Consider the following 16,487-nt stretch of genomic DNA (forward strand, 5'->3'; position numbering starts at 1 on the left):
CTCAGGTCCTCACGATGATGGTTGTGAAATAGGGCAGGGCATCATCCGCGATCTCGTCAACAGGCTGGATCACCTCGTCGTCCTGCGTTGCCTTGGTCACGGCGGTAGCGCGCGTGATCAGGTCAAGGGCGGAGAGGACGTTCTTCACCTTGGCGAAGTGCCGCCCCACCTTGATGATGGCCGCGGACTGGCAGGTGAGAAGTTCCTCGCGCAGGCGGTCCGCGTCCAGCGTGGCCGGCAGGACCTTCAGCACGTCGTCGCGCTTGCACAGCGGCCGGCCCATCACCGCGGCGCAGGCCACGGGTGACGTCACACCCGGCACCACGACGCAGGAGAACTGTGCCGACAGCCGCTCATGAACATACATGAAGCTGCCATAGAAGAAGGGGTCGCCTTCACACAGCATCACAACGTCTTCGCCGCGGGCGAGGTGCGTGGCGATCTCAGCCGCACCTGTGTCGTATGCGGCCTGCGCAGGCGCGCGCTCGGTACGCATCGGCATGTCGATTGCAATTTCCTGGACCTCGTCGGAGAGGAAGGGGGCTGCGATGCCACGCGCCGTGGAGTCGCTGCCATTGGCGGCGAGATAGGCCACGACCTTGGCCGTGGAGATAAGTCGCCACGCCTTCACCGTCATCAGTTCCGGATCGCCGGGACCGACGCCCACGCCGTAAAGAGTTCCGCTCATGCCTTCGTCGCCCGCCATTGTGTCACGCCCATGCGCGGCCGCATGGCGCGCAAGTGCCCGATCCGCGTCAGGTGTGAAATTTCCATGCGCACCAGTTCACCGCCGTGCTTTTCCTGGAGATCGTAGAGATGCATCTCACCTTCCAGGGTCACCACATTGGCCACCATGCGCCCCCCGGGCCGCAATCGCTCCCAGGCGGCTTCGAAGGTTCCTGGTTCGGAAATGCCGCCGCCGATGAATACGGCATGAGGCGCGGGCAGTGCATCGTAGGCAAGTGGTGCCGCCAGCGGAATGATCCGCAGGCGCGGTGTTCCCAACTGGTCAGCGTTTTGCGCAATCATGGCGCGGCGCTCCGCATCGGGCTCGATGGCAATGGCCTCGCACCCGCGCGCCGACCGCATCCATTCGATGCCGACGGAGCCAGAACCCGCGCCCACGTCCCAGAGCAACTGGTCGGGCGCAGGGGCAAGGGCCGCCAGCGTTGCCGCCCGCACTTCGCGCTTGGTGATCTTTCCGTCATGGCGAAACGCCTCGTCCGGCAATCCCGCCATGCGCGGCCAGATCTTGGCACCTTCACCGGCCACGCAGTGCACGGCCATCGTGTTGAGTGGCGACCAATCCTGTGCAGGTGCGGCATCGGCGGCGAAGTGTGACACACGCTCTTGTTCACCGCCCATGTTCTCAAGCACCGTCACGCCGCTCTTGCCGAAACCGCGCGCCGTCAGGCGGCGGCAAACCTCGGCGACAGAGGAACCATCCTCGGTCAGGATGAGAAGCCGCGCCTCCGGCTGAATGAAGCCCTCGACATTCGCCGCAGGCCGCCCATGGATCGTAAAGCAATCACAATCCGGCAGCGACCAGCCCAGCCGTGCCGCCGCCAGCGAAAACGCCGAGAGATGCGGGATGATCTCGGTCTCGCTCTTGGCAATGAAGGTGAGGATCTTGCGGGCCACGCCGAAGTTCATGGGATCGCCCGTGGCGAGGATCACCGTGGGTTGCCCGCGCAACGCGTTGATCTGCTCCACCACGGCGGAGAATGGTTGCGGCCAGACGTGGTGAACACCGGGCAGCGCAGGCATCATGGCGAGCGTGCGTTCCGACCCCACGATATGCGTAGCCTGCTGCAAGGCCTCGCGCGCTCTTGCGCCCAGCCCCGCATATCCGTCTTCGCCGATGCCGATGATGGTCAGCCAGATGCTCATGCCGAGTCTCCCAGGAGCGCATTGATCACCGCCGCCGCCATGGCAGAGCCGCCCTGACGGCCGCGCAGTGCGATGAAGGGAATGCCACGCGGATTCGAGATCAGTTGGTCCTTGCTCTCGGCCGCACCAACAAACCCGACCGGCAGGCCCACGATGGCCGCGGGCCGTGGCGCGCCCGCATCGATCATGTCGAGCAGGTGGAACAGTGCCGTGGGCGCATTGCCGATCACGGCAATGGACCCCGCAAGGTGGGGCCGCCAGAGTTCGACGGAGGCAGCGGACCGCGTGTTGCCGATTTCCTGCGCCACCTCGCGGGTGCGTGGATCATTCAGCGTACAGATGATCCGTTCCCGCTCCGGCAACAGCGTGGTGATGATGCCATGGCGCACCATCTCCGCATCCACCAGGACTTTTCCACCGGCCAGCAAGGCCAATTGGGCGTTCGGCACGAAATTGGAGTCGATCACCAGGTTCCTGGCAATGTCGGTCATGCCGCAGGCATGGATGATCCGCCGCGCCACCGCACGGGCGTTGGACGGCAACAGCGAAAAGTCGGCCTCCGCGTCGATCGTCGAGAACGACAGCGAGTAGATGGCTTCGGGATCTTTCAAATACTCGCTCATGTCCTGCCGGGCTTCAGCGTGCGTGGTCCCAGCGGATGGTCCGCGTGAGGGTAGGGTGCATGCGTGTGACCATGGTCATGATCGTGGTCATGCCCGTGACCATGATCGTGTCCGTGATGGTGATGTCCGTGACCATGCGCCGCTTCCGGCCGCGAGGCCAGAGCGAAGGGCCCCTCCGGCGCGGTTCCCGTGCCGATGCCTTCCACATGGTGGTGATGACTTTCCTGCACCGCGCCCACGTCCGCCTCGAAGCCCAGCACCTGCGTGCGGTACTTGCACAGCTGGCAATTCATGGAAATGTCGCCGGAGAGAATCTGTTCCAGCCGTTCCACGAAGGTGTCGATCACGGCGGGATGATCGTTGAGGTAGGGCGCCTTGACGAATTCGATGCCGGGATGACGCGCAGCAACCACATCCGTCGCATCATAGATGCGGTCCACCAGAATGCCGGTGAAGAGGAAATAGGGAAAGACGATGATGCGCTTGAAGCCGAGCCGCACGCAGTGGTCGAGCGCCGGTTCCACCAGCGGGAAGGTGACGCCCGAATAGGCAACCTCGCCCCAGCCGAAACCGAAGCCTTCCCACAGCATGCGCATGACCTTGGAGACGTTCGAGTTGGCATCCGGATCAGATGCGCCGCGCCCCACCACCACCAGCATGGTTTCGTGCCGGGAGATGTGATCGCCGGCGGCGTCCAGCGCCTGCTGGATACGGTCGCCCGCCGCCCGCAGCATCTTGGGGTCGATGCCCAGTTCCTTGCCGTAGTTGATGGTGACGCCATTCTGCGCCGCATAGGTGTTCAGCACGGAGGGAATGTCGTTCTTGGCATGGCCCGCGGCGAACAGCATGCCGGGCACGGCGAGGATGCGGTTGGCACCTGTGGCGCGCAGCTTGTCCAGCCCCTCGCGGATGATGGGCGTGGCAAATTCCAGATAGCCGAATTCCACGGGATATTGCGGAAGGCGCTTCTTGAGATGTTCCGCAAGCACCGCGAATTCCTTCACGGCATTGGCATCGCGGCTGCCATGGCCGCATAACATCACACCCAGTTTCTCGCTCATGTCCTGCCTTCCATCAGTTTGCAGCCGGCACAGCTCGCCGGGTGGAAGGCAGCTCCGTCTTGGCGCCACTCAGGGTCCGCCGCACCGGAATGTCTTTCATCTCCCTCGGGGCAAAGCCGTATGGGGGAGAACTGCTGGCGCCCTTATAGCGCCGCGCTGCCGCCGGGCAAGGCGGATTGCGACATTCCGGGAGCCGCCGCGGCTAGAACTCCACCCCCGCCTGCGCCTTCACGCCGGAGCGGAAGGGATGCTTCACCTGTTCCATTTCCGTCACCAGGTCGGCAATTTCGATCAACTCGTCGCGCGCATTGCGCCCGGTGATGACGATGTGCTTGTCGGCGGGGCGGGAGCGCAGAACCTCCAGCACCTCCTCCATGGGCAGGTAGTCGTAGCGCAACACGATGTTGAGTTCGTCCAACAGCACCATCTTGTAGGAGGGGTCGGCGATCATCTTCTTGGCCTGCTCCCAGCCGTCGCGGGCATGGGCCACGTCGCGGGCGCGGTCCTGCGTTTCCCAGGTGAAGCCTTCGCCTGCGGCCTTGATGGTGACGAGGTCTGGATAATTTTCCAGCACCGTACGCTCGCCCGTATCCCAGGCGCCCTTGATGAACTGGATGACGCCGGAGCGCATGCCGTGGCCGATGCAGCGGAACACCATGCCGAAGGCGGCGGTGGATTTGCCCTTGCCCTTGCCGGTGTGAACGATGAGGAGGCCGCGTTCGATGGTCTTGCCCGCCATGATCTTGGCGCGCGCCGCCTTCTTCTTCGCCATCTTTTCGTGATGCCGTGCAAGGTCGTGGTCGTCGCCGTTCTCGGGTTCGTCGCTCATGTCTGCAACTCTTTCAGGTGGTTGTAGGTTGAATTGAGCCGCGGCTGCCAGAGACCGCGGGAAATGGCTTCGGCAAGGCGCGCGGCGATGTCCTTCAGCGCATGCGGATTGTTCTCGGCCAGGAACATCCGCGTGTCATCGTCCACGAGATAGGCCTCGTAGGCAAGGTCGAAGTGATGCGATTTCACGGCATCTGCCGTGGCCGCAAAGGCAAACATGTAATCCACGGTCGCGGCGATCTCGAAGGCTCCCTTGTAGCCGTGCCGCTTCACGCCCGTGATCCATTTGGGATTGGCGACACGGGAACGAACCACGCGGGCCACTTCCTCGTCCAGCGTGCGCACCACGGGCCGCTCCGGGCGCGAGTGGTCGTTGTGGTAGGTCGCCGGCTTCTTGCCGGAAGCGGTTTCCACGGCCGCACTGAGACCGCCTTCGAACTGGTAGTAATCGTCGGAGTCGAGAAGGTCATGCTCACGGTTGTCCTGGTTGTGGATCACCGCCTCCACGGCTGCAAGGCGCCGCCGGAACGCATCCTCGGAGGGTACGCCGTCCGCCTTTGCGCCATAGGCGAAGGCGCCCCAGGTGACGAAGGCGGCGGCAAGGTCGGCGCGCGTCTGCCAGATGCCTTCATCGATCAGGGCCTGCAGGCCTGCCCCATAGGCCCCCGGTTTGGCGCCGAAGATGCGTCGTGCGGCAAGCCGCCGGGCCTCGTCGGCAGTGACTCCGGAATGAACGAGCGTCGCCGCCTCTCGCCGCATGCGGGCCGCGATGGGGTTGTCGGTCTCCGGCTCATCCAGCGCCCCGATGCTGATGATGGCCTTGTCGAGCAATTCGATCTGTGCCGGAAATGCGTCGCGGAAGAATCCGGAAATGCGGAGCGTCACATCCACCCGCGGCCGGCCCAGCACGGCGAGCGGAATGGTCTCGAATCCGGTCACGCGCCAGCTTGCCGGGTCCCACAGTGGCTTCGCTCCGATGAGGGCAAGCGCCTGTGCGATGTCATCCCCGCCGGTCCGCATGTTGGATGTACCCCAGGCGGAAAGGGCAGCGGATACAAGGTGTTGCCCTGTCTCCTGGAAGTGCCGCGTGAGCAGCGCGTCTGCCGACCTTCTGCCCAGCGACCACGCCGCCGGAGTGGGCAGCGTGCGGTTGTCGATGGAGAAGAAATTGCGCCCCGTGGGCAGCACGTCGAGGCGTCCCCGTGTGGGTGCACCGGATGGGCCAGGCGCCACGCGCGCTCCCGCAAGGCCGCGCAACACGCCGTCAATCTCATTCGTCGCCGACGCCGCAAGGGCAGGGCGAAGCGTGGCATTGACCATGGCAATCACCTGCGCCGAAGCGTCTCCCGGCGGCCGTGCTGCTCCGGCAACACACCGTTCCGCCAGCAACTCCAACCGCTCCACCGTGTCGCCCTGCGTGCGCCAGGGAGCGGCGGAGAGAGCTTGCAGTACGTCGGGCCGAGGTCCCGCCCACGCCGCACTGAATTCACAGGCCAGGGGATCGAAGCCAAGATGCATGTCGGCCGCCAGCGCCCGCACCAGCGATGCATCACCGCCCGCACCCGTACCGCGTGCCACGCGGGTCAGTGCCACGAGCAGAGACGTTTCCTGTTCTCCCGTGGGGGCTGCTCCGAGGATGTGCAATCCATCACGGATTTGCGCTTCCTTCAGGTCGCAGAGATAGGCATCCAGCCGCTGCAAATCTCCATCGGCATCGCCGGTGAATCCGGCGTCCCTGTCGAGGCGGTGCTGGCGGGTGAGGTCGAGGATATTTTCGCGCAAAGCGGAGAGCCGCCGCTGATCCAGTCCAGAGGCGAGGTAGTACTCATCCACCAGCGCCTCAAGGTCTTTCATTGGACCGTAGGACTCGGCGCGCGTGAGAGGCGGCGTGAGGTGGTCGATGATGACGGCGGACGTGCGCCGCTTCGCCTGCGTGCCTTCGCCCGGATCGTTGACGATGAACGGATAAAGCTGCGGTACAGGCCCCAGCGCAATCTCCGGCCAACAAGATTCCGACAGGGCCGTCGCCTTGCCCGGGAGCCATTCCAGGTTGCCATGCTTTCCGTTGTGGATGATCGCCTGCACGCCGAAGTTCTGGCGCAGCCAAACATAGGTGGCGAGGTATCCGTGCGGCGGCACCAAGGCCTGATCATGGTAGGTGGATTTGGGATCGATGTTGTAGCCCCGTGCCGGCTGCACCCCCACGACGGCGTTGCCGAAGCGCAGCAAGGGCAGGTGGTAAGCGCCGCCGCGCATGAACGGGTCCCGCTCCGGCGGTCCCCAGCGTTCCTCCAGTGCCGCGCGAACCGCAAGCGGCAAGCTGTTGAAGTGACTCAGGTAATCCGCGAGTGAAAGCGTGATGTCCGATGTCTTGTCACTCCGCGCATTTGTCACGCCAGCCTGGAGCGCCTCGATCAGCGCATTCCCTGTTTCGGGAATGTTGCGAAGGGTATGTCCGGCCTGTTCCATCGCCCGCAGGATGGCGATGGTGCTGGCGGGCGTATCGTAACCGACGCCATTGGCAATGCGCCCGTCCTTGTTGGGATAATTCGCAAGCAGGATGGCGGTCTTGCGCGCGGCCGCAGGCGTGTGGCGCAGGCGTACCCAGTTGGCGGCGAGCGCTGCGACGTAATGGATGCGATCCGCCACCGGCTTGTAGGTGACGATGCGGCACTCGCTGCGTCCATGCCACAGGTGATCAGCCTTGAACGACACAGCGCGCGTGGCGATGCGGCCATCGAGTTCCGGCAGCACCACCGACATGGCTAGGTCCTTGGCCCCCAGCCCCCGCGCCGACTGCCGCCAATCCTCTTCGCCCGAACCTGCAAGCGTGACCTGCAACACCGGGCAATCGAATGCTGCGAGCGGGTCCTGTGCCGCGTCTCCCACCGCAAAGGCGGTGGCGTTGATGATCGCGTCAGGCGGTTCATCCCGCCACGCCTCGGCAATCAGCGCCCGGCTGGTCTTGTCCTTGAGGCTCGCCACGTAAAGCGCCGAGACGGCGATGCCTTGCGATGACAGCGCCTCGCACAGCGCGTCGATGGGCGCCGTCTGTCCGCCTTCGATCAGGGAGCGGTAGAATACGATGCCAGCACGTCCCGATGCACTGCCGTTGCCGACACGATACGGCGCTGCGGCCGGGAAGGGAACGGGCAGGGGCGCGGAGGTGCCATGGCCGATGAGGCTTGCACAGAATTGAAGTGCGGCCACTGCATTGTCGGCCCCGCCGTGGGCGAAATACTGGCGCAGCCTTTCGGCATCTTCCGGTGCAGTGGTGGACAACGCCAGCGTGGCCGGATCAGGTTCGCCGCCGCCCGGCATGATGGCGAGCTTGATGCCGCGCTCCTCCGCAAGCGCCCGCAAGGACGCAACACCATACGACCAGTAGGACTCGCCGCCCAGCAGGCGCACGACCACGAGCTTCGCCTGCGCCAGCGTCTGCTCACAGTAGAGATCGACGGAATAGTTGTGCTGCAGGAGAAGCAGGTTGGCGAGGCGCACCGTTGGAAAATCATCGCCTGTCGCATCCAGCGCGCGGGCGAGATTGGACAACTCGCTGTCCGCCGCCGAGAGAATGGCGATGTCGCCTGGCGATTGCTTGAGGTCGATGGCCTCCGCCGCCCCGTCGATCACTCCCGATGTGGTGGCGAGGAGATGCATTGCTGTGCGTCAGCCTCTCAGCGAAGCCTCGATGGCCGGGCGGTCCATGTTCTTCTCGCCGATCACCACAAGCCGCGTGCCGCGCCTGTCCTGCGCCTGCCATGGCCGGTCGAAATAACCGTTGAGCCGCGGGCCTACGGCCTGCACGAGGAAGCGCGAGTCCGATCCCGCCACATCGGCAAATCCCTTGATGCGCAGGATGTCGTGGGCGGAGATCGTCTTCTCGATGGTCTTCAACAGGCGGGCGCGGTCCTGGCCTGCGGGCAGTTCCACGATGAAGGTCACGAAGTCGTCGTGGTCGTGCTGTTCCTCGCCTTCCATCTCGTGATGAGACGGGCGGTTCTGCATGTCGTCTTCCGCCTTGCCTTTCACACCCAGCAGGACCGCGAGATCGACAACGCCGTTTTGCGCCGGAACCAGGCGCGTGGCCGGGCGCAGCTTGCCTCTCAATTCATCCGCCGTGGCCTTGCGTTCGGCGTCGCTCATCAGGTCCGACTTGTTGAGGATCACCATGTCGGCGGCGTTGAGCTGGTCTTCGAACAGTTCCTCGATCGGGTTTTCATGTTCAAGGTTCGGATCGGCGCTGCGTTGCGCCGCGAGTGCCTCTTCATTGTCGGCGAAACGGCCCTCGGCCAGCGCCTTGCCATCGACGACCGTCAGCACGCCATCGACCGTCACCTGTGCCTTGATCTCGGGCCAGTTGAAGGCCCGTACCAGCGGCTGCGGCAGGGCAAGCCCCGACGTCTCGATGATGATGTGATCGGGCTTCACGCCCCGCGAGAGCAGCTTCGTCATGGTCGGCACGAAGTCATCGGCTACGGTGCAGCAGATACAGCCGTTGGCCAGTTCGATGATGTCGTCCTCGCCACAGGCATCGCTGCCGCAGGACTTGAGGATTTCGCCATCCACGCCCACGTCGCCGAACTCGTTGATGATGAGCGCAATGCGGCGGCCTCCGGCATTGCTCAGCATGTGGCGGATCATCGTCGTCTTGCCCGCACCGAGGAAGCCGGTGATGACCGTCGCTGGAATTTTCTCGCTCACGCGGCATTCTCCTTGGAAGCGTTGAGGGTGAACGCGAGGAACAGCCCGATCAGCAGCCACATCACAAGGCTGAGGCCGAGGCTGATGGTGGCAAACTCGCTCGCCAGGGCCGCAGGGAGCGGCGAATTGCCCGGCGGAATGTGCGGTGCACCGAACACATGCGGCGCAATCGCGAAGGCTGCCGCGATGAGGTAGCGCTGCCACTGCGACTGGCTTACGACCAGCCAGATGGCAAGGCCAGTGCACAGGATGGTGCCGCCCCACCAGAGTTGTCGCATCGTGATATCGGCTTCAGGTACACCCGGCAGCACCGGCGGAAGACCGATGGCCGGGGCCAGCGACACCGCAATGAAACCGCACACGCCCCAGATCAGCCCGTTGCCGCGCGTGATCGGAATATTCGCCAGGTAGGACAAGCCCGCCAGCATGAGGGCAAAGCCCACAGCCGAAAGGGTACGCGTCAGGATACTGTAGAAGGTTCGCTCGAACCCTTCTTGTGGCATCCAGGCATTGGCGTCGTGTTCGTGGCCGGCGGCAGCGGCTGCATCGCCCGTCATCTTGGAATGGTCATGCCCAGCCGCAGCAGGGGCTGCGGCAACGGGGTCCGTGGCCACTGACGCAGTGTCTCCGGTCGCCGGCGCATCCGCATGGTCATGCGGCGCGGCCTGCATGCCTTCGTACTGCTCAGCGGCAAGAATGAGGGGAGTGACCCGCACATGCTGGATCACGCCCGTGACAAGGCCCGCCGCAATCCCTGCCAGGATTGCAGCGAGCAGAACTCGCCCGATCATGTTGTGAAAGCCGGTGGCTTAGTGGCAGGGAAAGCCAGTGGCGTGGCGCGTGTCGTGAGCGGCGTTGTGCAGGCGCGCATCTTGCGCAAGGCCTGTGCCGAAAACCACGAACGAGCCAAGGAACAGCGCCGACATGCCGATGGCAATGCGCTGCGAAATGGAAAGAGTACGGCTTTGAACTGCGGTGGTCATGTCACCCTCCGTGCGACCAGATATTCGGTGGGCCGAAGCCCGGTTCGTTGTCCGGCAGGTCTCCTGACTCGCGGCTCGGGCGGATCTGGCGTCTTCCCGGTGCCTGAACACCAGTGACATGTGCCACATCCTCGCCGCTTACAGTTGCGGGGGCAGTCACGGCATCGGCCCCGATTGGGTCATCCTCACCGTGTTCCCTATTCTGCTTCGGTCCTAGAGGACCATGCGAAGCACCAGACACCGGAGAAATGCCCGAGTGGGCCGGAGCCGTCAACACGTTTCCCGACACCGGTCAGCGGGAAGCGACACACAAATATTAACTCCACCTATACGCGCGTCATGGCAAAACAGGCGGTGAAACGCAGTTTTGAACCGGTGGGTAATATGTCAGGGCAAGCCGCAAAAGCGGGAAATGAAGTCACGCGCCAACTGTGGTCGCACAAGCGCGTCTGGCTTTCGATCTTCGCTTTCTCCTGCATCGTCAATATCTTGATGCTCACCGGCTCGATCTTCATGATGCAGGTCTATGACCGCGTCCTGACCTCCGGCAGCGTGCCCACCCTCATCGCCCTTTCGGCGATCGTACTGGTGGTCTACGCCTATTACGGCTTCCTTGAAGCCGTCCGCACCCGGCTCCTGCTGCGCATTGGCCGCAGTTTCGAGGAAAACCTGCGCGGCCGGATCTTCGACGTGGTTTCGATCCTCGCGCTGCGCAAGAGCCCGTCCACCGGCGGCCAGCCGGTGCAGGACATGGCGACCGTCCGCCAGTTCCTGTCTGGGCAGGGGCCGCTAGCCTACCTGGACATGCCCTGGGTCATCATATACCTCGGCGTCGTCTTCGCCCTCCATCCGATGCTGGGTGTTGCGGGCATCGCTGCCGCCGTCACCATTTTCACCCTGGCCCTCCTGACCGAACGCGCCACCCGCCGCCCGGTCGTGGAAGCGACCACCGCCGCCATCGCCGCCGCGGCCATGAACGAAGAGGCGCGCCGCAATACCGAGGCCATGCACGCCCTTGGCATGAAGACCATGCTGCGCGAACGCTGGGCCGCGAAACAGCAGATCGCCCTCGATGCCAGCACGCTGGCCGGAGACCGCGGCGGCATCTTCGGAACATCCTCGCGCGTTTTCCGCCTTATCGTGCAGTCGGGCATGCTGGCGCTCGGCGCCTATCTCGCCCTCAAGCACGAGATCACCCCCGGCACCATCATCGCCTCGTCCATCATCATGTCGCGCGGTCTTGCCCCCATCGAGCAGGCTGTCGGCAACTGGCAGCAGTTCCTGTCGTTCCGCAAGGCACTCTCGAGGCTGGATGCCGTACTGGCCAACGTGCAGCCCGCCAAGACGCCCATGGCGCTGCCGCCACCCAAGAGCCTGCTTGAAGTCGAAAACCTCACCGTGATGGTGCAAGGCAACGAGAAGCCGCTGCTGCAAGGCCTGAACTTCACCGTGCCGCCGGGAACGGGCCTCGGCGTGATCGGTCCCACGGGGGCCGGAAAATCCACCCTGTCGCGCGTGCTGGTCGGCGTCGTCGAACCGGCGCGCGGCAGCGTCCGCCTTGATGGAGCGACCCTCGATCAGCGCAGTGAAGACGACCGTGGCCGCTATGTCGGCTACCTGCCGCAGGATGTGCAACTCTTCGATGGCACCGTCGCCCAGAACATCTCGCGCTTCGCCAAGGAACCAGACGCCAAGGCGGTCGTTGCCGCCGCCCAGCTCGCCAACGTCCACAACATGATCATGCGATTGCCGCAGGGATATGACACCACGCTGGGTGAGCAGGGTGCGCGCCTTTCCGCCGGGCAACGCCAGCGCCTCGCGCTCGCCCGCGCGTTGTATCTGGATCCGGCGCTCATCGTCATGGACGAACCCAATTCGAATCTCGATGCCGAAGGCGAAGCCGCCCTCGACGCCGCCATCCGCTCGTCCCTGCAGCGTGGCGCGGCCATTGTCATCGTGGCCCATCGTCCGAGCGCCTTGCAGGCGGTGCGTGACGTGCTGGTGCTCTCCGAAGGCAAGCAGGCTGCCTATGGCCGCCGCGAGGACGTGCTGAAACAGGTGACGCGCCAACGCTCGGTCGCGAGTTCCGATGGCCCGCAACGGGTCTCGGCCACGCCCATGCTCGTCGTGCCAGAAACGCGGAACTGATCGCCATGGACACGAACCGCTCCACCCGCAATCTCCTGATCGCAGGTCATGTCTCCATCGCCGTGATGATCGGCCTCTTCGGTGGCTGGGCCTACACGGCGCGCATCAACGGCGCGGTCATCGCCCCGGCAACGCTGGTGGTCGAAAGCTATTCCAAGCGCGTGCAACATAACGAAGGCGGCATCGTCAAGAACATCCTCGTCAAGGATGGCGACCGCGTCACCGCGGGTCAGGACCTTCTGCTGCTGGACACGACGGAGACCAAGGCCGAACTCGACATCATCCAGGGCATGCTCGATGAGATGCTGATCAAGAAGGCGCGGCTCGAAGCCCAGCGCGATGGGTCAGCCGACGTCGTGTTGCCGGAATCTCTCGTACCGCGCGCCTCTGAACCCGCCTTGGCGTCCATCCTCGCAGGCCAGCAGAAGCTGCTCGCCTCGTCGGCCGAGTCCGACAAGGCCAAGGTGGACCAGTTGCACCAGCAGGTGCAGCAGCTGACCGAACAGATCGGCGGCATCAACGCGCAGATCACCTCGCAATCCACGCAATCGAAGCTGATCGATGAGGAATTGTCGGGTCTCCGCCAGTTGCAGGCGCAAGGCCTCGTGCCCAACAGCCGCGTGCTCTCGACCGAGCGCGAGGCCGCGCGCCTCAAGGGCGTGAAGGCGGAACTCGTATCGAACCGAGCGTCATCGCAATCGCATATCGGCGAAGTGAAATTGCGCATCCTCCAGATCGACGAGGACCGCCGCACCCAATCGCTGGGAGATCTGCGCGACACCGAAGCCAAGATCGCCGAGTTGCAGGAGAAGCGCGTCGCCTCTTCAGCCCGACTTTCGCGTACCAGCATCAAGGCGCCGATCACCGGCACCATCTACCAACTCGCCGTACACACCGAAGGCGGCGTCATTGCGCGCGGTGACACGCTCATGCTGATCGTGCCGGAAGGGGACGATCTCGTGCTTGAGGCAAAAGTCTCGCCCAACGACATCGACCAGGTCGTGGCGGGGCAGCCGGCGCAGGTGCGTTTCCCGGGCTTCAATGCCCGCCTCACCCCGGAAGTCGGGGCAGAGGTGACCCAGGTTGCAGCCGACGTCACCCGTATCGACGCGAATTCGCCGCCGTTCTATTCCGTGCGCCTCACCATTCCTGCGAAGGAGCTGGAGCGTCTCGGCAACCAGAAGCTGAAGCCCGGCATGTCGGCGGAAGCCTTCATTCAGACGGAAGCGCGCTCGCCGCTCACCTATCTCGTCAAGCCGTTGTGGGACCAGGTGGCGCATGTTTGGCGCGAGACCTGATTTGGCACAACGCTTAAGTCTTTCTTCACGAAAATCAGCAGATCGGGCAACGCTCTTTTAACCCTAACAATCCATGATCGCGGCATGAAAGTTCGTCGCGTATCGTTTGCGTTTGTCAGTGCTGCGTTTCTTGCCGCGTTTGCCACGAATGGCAGTCCTGCTCTCGCCAATTCCTCGTCCGCACAGGTGAGCCTGACGCGTGACGCCTACCAGGCATTGCAGGCGGGCGACGCCGATGCGGCGATTGCCTCCTATACGCAGGCCATCAACTCCCGCCAGCTCGAAAAGGAAGTGCTTGCCAATGCGCTTCTCAACCGCGCGCTGGCCTATCAGCAGAAGTCCGCCGATGAGCAGGCTGTCGCTGACTATACGCAGGCCCTCGCGCTCGACTCGATGTCGCCCAACTTGCGCGCAACGGCCTTGTACAATCGCGGACTCTCGCGCCAGCGACTGAATAATCTTCCCGCCGCCGTGGAAGACTTCACCGCGGCCCTGTTGCTCAATCCCGAGTTCGCCCACGCCTATTATGGCCGTGCCACTGCGCTGCGCGAAAGCGGCCAGTTGCTTTTTGCACTGTCGGACTACGAGCGTGCGCTGAGCCATCATCACCCCGACGCGGCGAAGGTGAACTACGGCCTCGCCGTCACCTACATCGCACTCCGCCGTCCTTCCGACGCGCGCAAGGCCCTGGCTGCGGTGCTCTCGGAAAATCCGGGCCATGAAGGCGCGCTCGCCGAGATGGCGAAGCTCAACACCTCCGACAATGCCCAGATTGAAGAGCAGGAGGCCGATCCGATCCTGACCGGCTCGATTGCCGCCATCGCGGGCGGAACCTCGGTCAAGAAAGCCATGGCTCCCAAGGCGGTTGATGTACCGGCTGATATGCAATCCACCGCAGCAGCAACGCCGAAGAGGGCCAAGAAGATCACCGATCGCGTTCCAATGGTGGAGAATGCAAGCTACACCGCCGAAACACCGGTGGCCAAGCTGGACACTGCCAAGGGCGTGACCCTTGAGGAAGTGCCGGCCATCCCCGCGCCGAAGGCCGCGGCACCTGCCGAAGCTGCCGCTGAAGCTCCTGCTGCTGAAGACCCCGCCGCCACGGCGGGTACCGCAGCAGCCGAGCCCGCAGCCGATCCGGCCGATGAAACGGCATCGGCCGAAGCGCAGCCGTCTGGCTATATGGTGCAGATTGCGTCCGCCGCCAGCGAGGATGCGGCCTGGTCCACCTGGAAGAAGATGCAGAAGCGCAACAAGGCGCTGCAGGACCTGAAGCCCATCGTCGTCAAGGCCGACCTCGGCACCAAGGGCGTCTTCTACCGCGTACGCCTCCACGGCTTCGACGACCAGAACGGCGCCAAGTCGGCCTGCAGCAAGCTGAAGTCCAAGGGTATCAGCTGCTTCGTCTCGAAGACCTGACCTTCAAGCCCATCCATTGTGATGAAGGGCCCCGCGTGGGCCCTTTTTCATTGCGTAAGCGAATGCCTAACAACCACATTCAAATGCCGCTGCCACTTCTCATGCAGCTTTAAATTGCACAGGGTAATATTACTGCCTCAAGGATGAGGCAATGCAGAACGATAGAGAGTGGGATGTGATGAAGCCGGCGTATGAGCGGTTCTCCCAGCCCGTTTCCGAAAGCGAGACATTCACGCAGGAGTCCTGCTGTGAGCCGTTGGAATGCGCACGCCAGCCCGTGAGTGCCGTGGTGATCGCCCACATGCTGGAAACAACCCAGTTGCGCTCCGATATTCTCGCGCGCGTTTACGTCAACTCCCACACCTTTTTCGAGAAACTCATCATCGATGTGTTGTTGCGCATGGGCTACGCGGGCCGCCGCCGCGATCTCACGCGTCACATGGGCCGGACTGGCGATGGCGGCATTGACGGCATGATCGTGCTCGATGAATTGGGACTTGATGTCATCCTTGTGCAGGCCAAGCGTCTGCGGCCTGGAACCACGGTTCCCATTTCGCATGTCCGCGATTTCGCCGGCAGCCTGGAGGCGCGGCGCGCAACCAAGGGCATCTTTGTCACCACCGGGCATTTTTCACCGGCGGCGCATGAATTCGTTGCCGCCGTGTCGCGGCGTGTCGTGCTTGTCAACGGCACGCATCTCGCCGACATCATGATCCGCCACAACATCGGCGTGAGTGTGCGTGAAACCTACCAGTTCAAAGAACTGGAGCAGGGCTATTTCCGGCAAGCGCCCCTGTGAGCGCGCGTCAGTCCTTGAGGAGGAACGTCACCTTCATGTTGACGCGCCACTCGGCAACCTTGCCGTTCTTGACGACGCATTTGATGTCCTGAACCCAGGCCCCTTCCACGTTGTCGAGTGTGGTATCCGCCCGCGCGATTCCCTGTTCCACGGCGTCTTCGATGGACTTGGGCGAAGAGGATGTCAGTTCGATCACTTTCGCAACGGCATTCATGGCAAGTCTCCCTGGTTATGCACATCCCGGACAGGGCGCTTTTCCGGCTGAGCGGTCAAGGCTAAACCCGGGCTGGAAACACTATGCCATGCCGCTGAACCTGATCAAACTTTGCGTTGGCGTCGAAAGCGTCGACGACCTCGATACCTGGATTGCCGCGTGCAAGGCAGGGCAAGACACGCTTGACCACACCACCCGCATGTTTCCGCGCCGCAAGGAGGAGATCCTGCCCGGCGGGTCTCTTTATTGGGTGATCCGTGGCATGGTGCTCTGCCGGCAGCCCATTGCCGATCTCGAGGAAGTGACGGGTGCCGACGGCATCGGCCGCTGCCGCATCGTCTTCAAGCCGCGTATCGTGCTGGTCCGTCCCACGCCCAAGCGCGCCTTCCAGGGCTGGCGCTATCTCGATGAGGCCGACGCGCCCCCCGACATGCCCAAGCGCGACGGCGCAAAGGGCCTGTCGGAAAAAATGCGCCGCGAATTGTCCGAACTGGGATTGCTCTAGCCGGCCGGTGCTGCC

15 protein-coding genes and 1 riboswitch are annotated in these 16,487 nt (G+C 63.7%); of the genes, 5 read left to right on the plus strand and 10 right to left on the minus strand.

Annotated features, from left to right (window positions below; translation table 11 throughout):
• Position 1 precedes the first annotated feature (1 nt).
• The 9 genes from cobI to IPM06_13575 form a co-directional block, all read right to left on the minus strand.
• Entirely contained in the window at positions 2 to 688 is a 687-nt protein-coding gene (gene cobI / locus IPM06_13535) for a precorrin-2 C(20)-methyltransferase (GenBank protein ID MBK8771447.1), read from the minus strand.
• Positions 685 to 1,890 carry a precorrin-6y C5,15-methyltransferase (decarboxylating) subunit CbiE gene (gene cbiE / locus IPM06_13540; protein MBK8771448.1) on the minus strand — a complete coding sequence of 402 codons (1,206 nt, stop codon included), beginning with the start codon at positions 1,888 to 1,890 and terminating at the stop codon, positions 685 to 687. Before cbiE ends, cobI begins: the two co-directional genes overlap by 4 nt.
• Positions 1,887 to 2,513 carry a precorrin-8X methylmutase gene (locus IPM06_13545; protein ID MBK8771449.1) on the minus strand — a complete coding sequence of 209 codons (627 nt, stop codon included), beginning with the start codon at positions 2,511 to 2,513 and terminating at the stop codon, positions 1,887 to 1,889. Before IPM06_13545 ends, cbiE begins: the two co-directional genes overlap by 4 nt.
• The gene (locus tag IPM06_13550; GenBank protein MBK8771450.1) at positions 2,510 to 3,574 is read right to left on the minus strand and encodes a sirohydrochlorin chelatase; all 1,065 of its coding nucleotides are present in this window, start codon (positions 3,572 to 3,574) and stop codon (positions 2,510 to 2,512) included. Before IPM06_13550 ends, IPM06_13545 begins: the two co-directional genes overlap by 4 nt.
• 202 nt (positions 3,575 to 3,776) lie before the next feature.
• The gene (gene cobO, locus IPM06_13555) at positions 3,777 to 4,403 is read right to left on the minus strand and encodes a cob(I)yrinic acid a,c-diamide adenosyltransferase (protein ID MBK8771451.1); all 627 of its coding nucleotides are present in this window, start codon (positions 4,401 to 4,403) and stop codon (positions 3,777 to 3,779) included.
• Positions 4,400 to 8,062 (minus strand): cobaltochelatase subunit CobN, encoded by a 3,663-nt coding sequence (gene cobN / locus IPM06_13560; protein ID MBK8771452.1) that lies wholly within the window; start codon positions 8,060 to 8,062, stop codon positions 4,400 to 4,402. The genes cobO and cobN overlap by 4 nt, the downstream gene beginning before the upstream one ends.
• 9 nt (positions 8,063 to 8,071) lie before the next feature.
• Positions 8,072 to 9,106: a cobalamin biosynthesis protein CobW gene (gene cobW, locus IPM06_13565; GenBank protein MBK8771453.1), complete on the minus strand. Its 1,035-nt coding sequence runs from the start codon at positions 9,104 to 9,106 to the stop codon at positions 8,072 to 8,074.
• Positions 9,103 to 9,897 (minus strand): CbtA family protein, encoded by a 795-nt coding sequence (locus tag IPM06_13570; protein ID MBK8771454.1) that lies wholly within the window; start codon positions 9,895 to 9,897, stop codon positions 9,103 to 9,105. The genes cobW and IPM06_13570 overlap by 4 nt, the downstream gene beginning before the upstream one ends.
• Before the next feature lie 18 nt (positions 9,898 to 9,915).
• On the minus strand, positions 9,916 to 10,089 hold the full coding sequence (locus IPM06_13575; protein ID MBK8771455.1) for a CbtB-domain containing protein: 174 nt from the start codon (positions 10,087 to 10,089) through the stop codon (positions 9,916 to 9,918).
• A 35-nt stretch (positions 10,090 to 10,124) separates the two neighbouring features.
• A riboswitch (cobalamin riboswitch) is annotated at positions 10,125 to 10,342 on the minus strand.
• A 131-nt stretch (positions 10,343 to 10,473) separates the two neighbouring features.
• Between IPM06_13575 and IPM06_13580 the strand changes: the two genes are divergently transcribed.
• The 4 genes from IPM06_13580 to IPM06_13595 all read left to right on the plus strand — a co-directional run bounded on the left by IPM06_13580 (position 10,474) and on the right by IPM06_13595 (position 15,753).
• Positions 10,474 to 12,237, plus strand: coding sequence for a type I secretion system permease/ATPase (locus IPM06_13580; protein MBK8771456.1), 1,764 nt, complete (start codon positions 10,474 to 10,476; stop codon positions 12,235 to 12,237).
• A gap of 5 nt (positions 12,238 to 12,242) precedes the next feature.
• Positions 12,243 to 13,535, plus strand: a complete 1,293-nt coding sequence (locus IPM06_13585; GenBank protein MBK8771457.1) for an HlyD family type I secretion periplasmic adaptor subunit — start codon at positions 12,243 to 12,245, stop codon at positions 13,533 to 13,535.
• A gap of 84 nt (positions 13,536 to 13,619) precedes the next feature.
• A complete protein-coding gene (locus IPM06_13590; protein MBK8771458.1) occupies positions 13,620 to 14,954 on the plus strand; it encodes an SPOR domain-containing protein in 1,335 nt (444 codons plus the stop codon).
• 151 nt (positions 14,955 to 15,105) lie between these two features.
• On the plus strand, positions 15,106 to 15,753 hold the full coding sequence (locus IPM06_13595; protein ID MBK8771459.1) for a restriction endonuclease: 648 nt from the start codon (positions 15,106 to 15,108) through the stop codon (positions 15,751 to 15,753).
• A gap of 7 nt (positions 15,754 to 15,760) precedes the next feature.
• Here the strand turns inward: IPM06_13595 and IPM06_13600 are convergent, their stop codons facing one another.
• Positions 15,761 to 15,967 carry a dodecin domain-containing protein gene (locus tag IPM06_13600; GenBank protein MBK8771460.1) on the minus strand — a complete coding sequence of 69 codons (207 nt, stop codon included), beginning with the start codon at positions 15,965 to 15,967 and terminating at the stop codon, positions 15,761 to 15,763.
• 88 nt (positions 15,968 to 16,055) lie between these two features.
• Here IPM06_13600 and IPM06_13605 point away from each other — a divergent pair, with 88 nt between their 5' ends.
• Positions 16,056 to 16,472, plus strand: a complete 417-nt coding sequence (locus IPM06_13605) for a DUF1489 domain-containing protein (GenBank protein ID MBK8771461.1) — start codon at positions 16,056 to 16,058, stop codon at positions 16,470 to 16,472.
• The last annotated feature ends 15 nt before the right edge of the window (positions 16,473 to 16,487 follow it).

This window comes from Hyphomicrobiales bacterium, assembly GCA_016710435.1.
Classification (GTDB): Bacteria; Pseudomonadota; Alphaproteobacteria; order Rhizobiales; family Aestuariivirgaceae; genus Aestuariivirga.

Bases quoted from the DNA above. Each gene is read 5' to 3' on its own strand.
- IPM06_13595 (MBK8771459.1), top strand. From the start codon at position 15,106: ATGCAGAACGATAGAGAGTGGGATGTGATGAAGCCGGCGTATGAGCGG.
- IPM06_13545 (MBK8771449.1), bottom strand. From the start codon at position 2,513: ATGAGCGAGTATTTGAAAGATCCCGAAGCCATCTACTCGCTGTCGTTC.
- cobN (MBK8771452.1), bottom strand. From the start codon at position 8,062: ATGCATCTCCTCGCCACCACATCGGGAGTGATCGACGGGGCGGCGGAG.
- IPM06_13575 (MBK8771455.1), bottom strand. From the start codon at position 10,089: ATGACCACCGCAGTTCAAAGCCGTACTCTTTCCATTTCGCAGCGCATT.
- cobO (MBK8771451.1), bottom strand. From the start codon at position 4,403: ATGAGCGACGAACCCGAGAACGGCGACGACCACGACCTTGCACGGCAT.
- IPM06_13580 (MBK8771456.1), top strand. From the start codon at position 10,474: ATGTCAGGGCAAGCCGCAAAAGCGGGAAATGAAGTCACGCGCCAACTG.
- cbiE (MBK8771448.1), bottom strand. From the start codon at position 1,890: ATGAGCATCTGGCTGACCATCATCGGCATCGGCGAAGACGGATATGCG.
- IPM06_13605 (MBK8771461.1), top strand. From the start codon at position 16,056: ATGCCGCTGAACCTGATCAAACTTTGCGTTGGCGTCGAAAGCGTCGAC.
- cobI (MBK8771447.1), bottom strand. From the start codon at position 688: ATGAGCGGAACTCTTTACGGCGTGGGCGTCGGTCCCGGCGATCCGGAA.
- IPM06_13570 (MBK8771454.1), bottom strand. From the start codon at position 9,897: ATGATCGGGCGAGTTCTGCTCGCTGCAATCCTGGCAGGGATTGCGGCG.
- IPM06_13600 (MBK8771460.1), bottom strand. From the start codon at position 15,967: ATGAATGCCGTTGCGAAAGTGATCGAACTGACATCCTCTTCGCCCAAG.
- IPM06_13550 (MBK8771450.1), bottom strand. From the start codon at position 3,574: ATGAGCGAGAAACTGGGTGTGATGTTATGCGGCCATGGCAGCCGCGAT.
- IPM06_13590 (MBK8771458.1), top strand. From the start codon at position 13,620: ATGAAAGTTCGTCGCGTATCGTTTGCGTTTGTCAGTGCTGCGTTTCTT.
- IPM06_13585 (MBK8771457.1), top strand. From the start codon at position 12,243: ATGGACACGAACCGCTCCACCCGCAATCTCCTGATCGCAGGTCATGTC.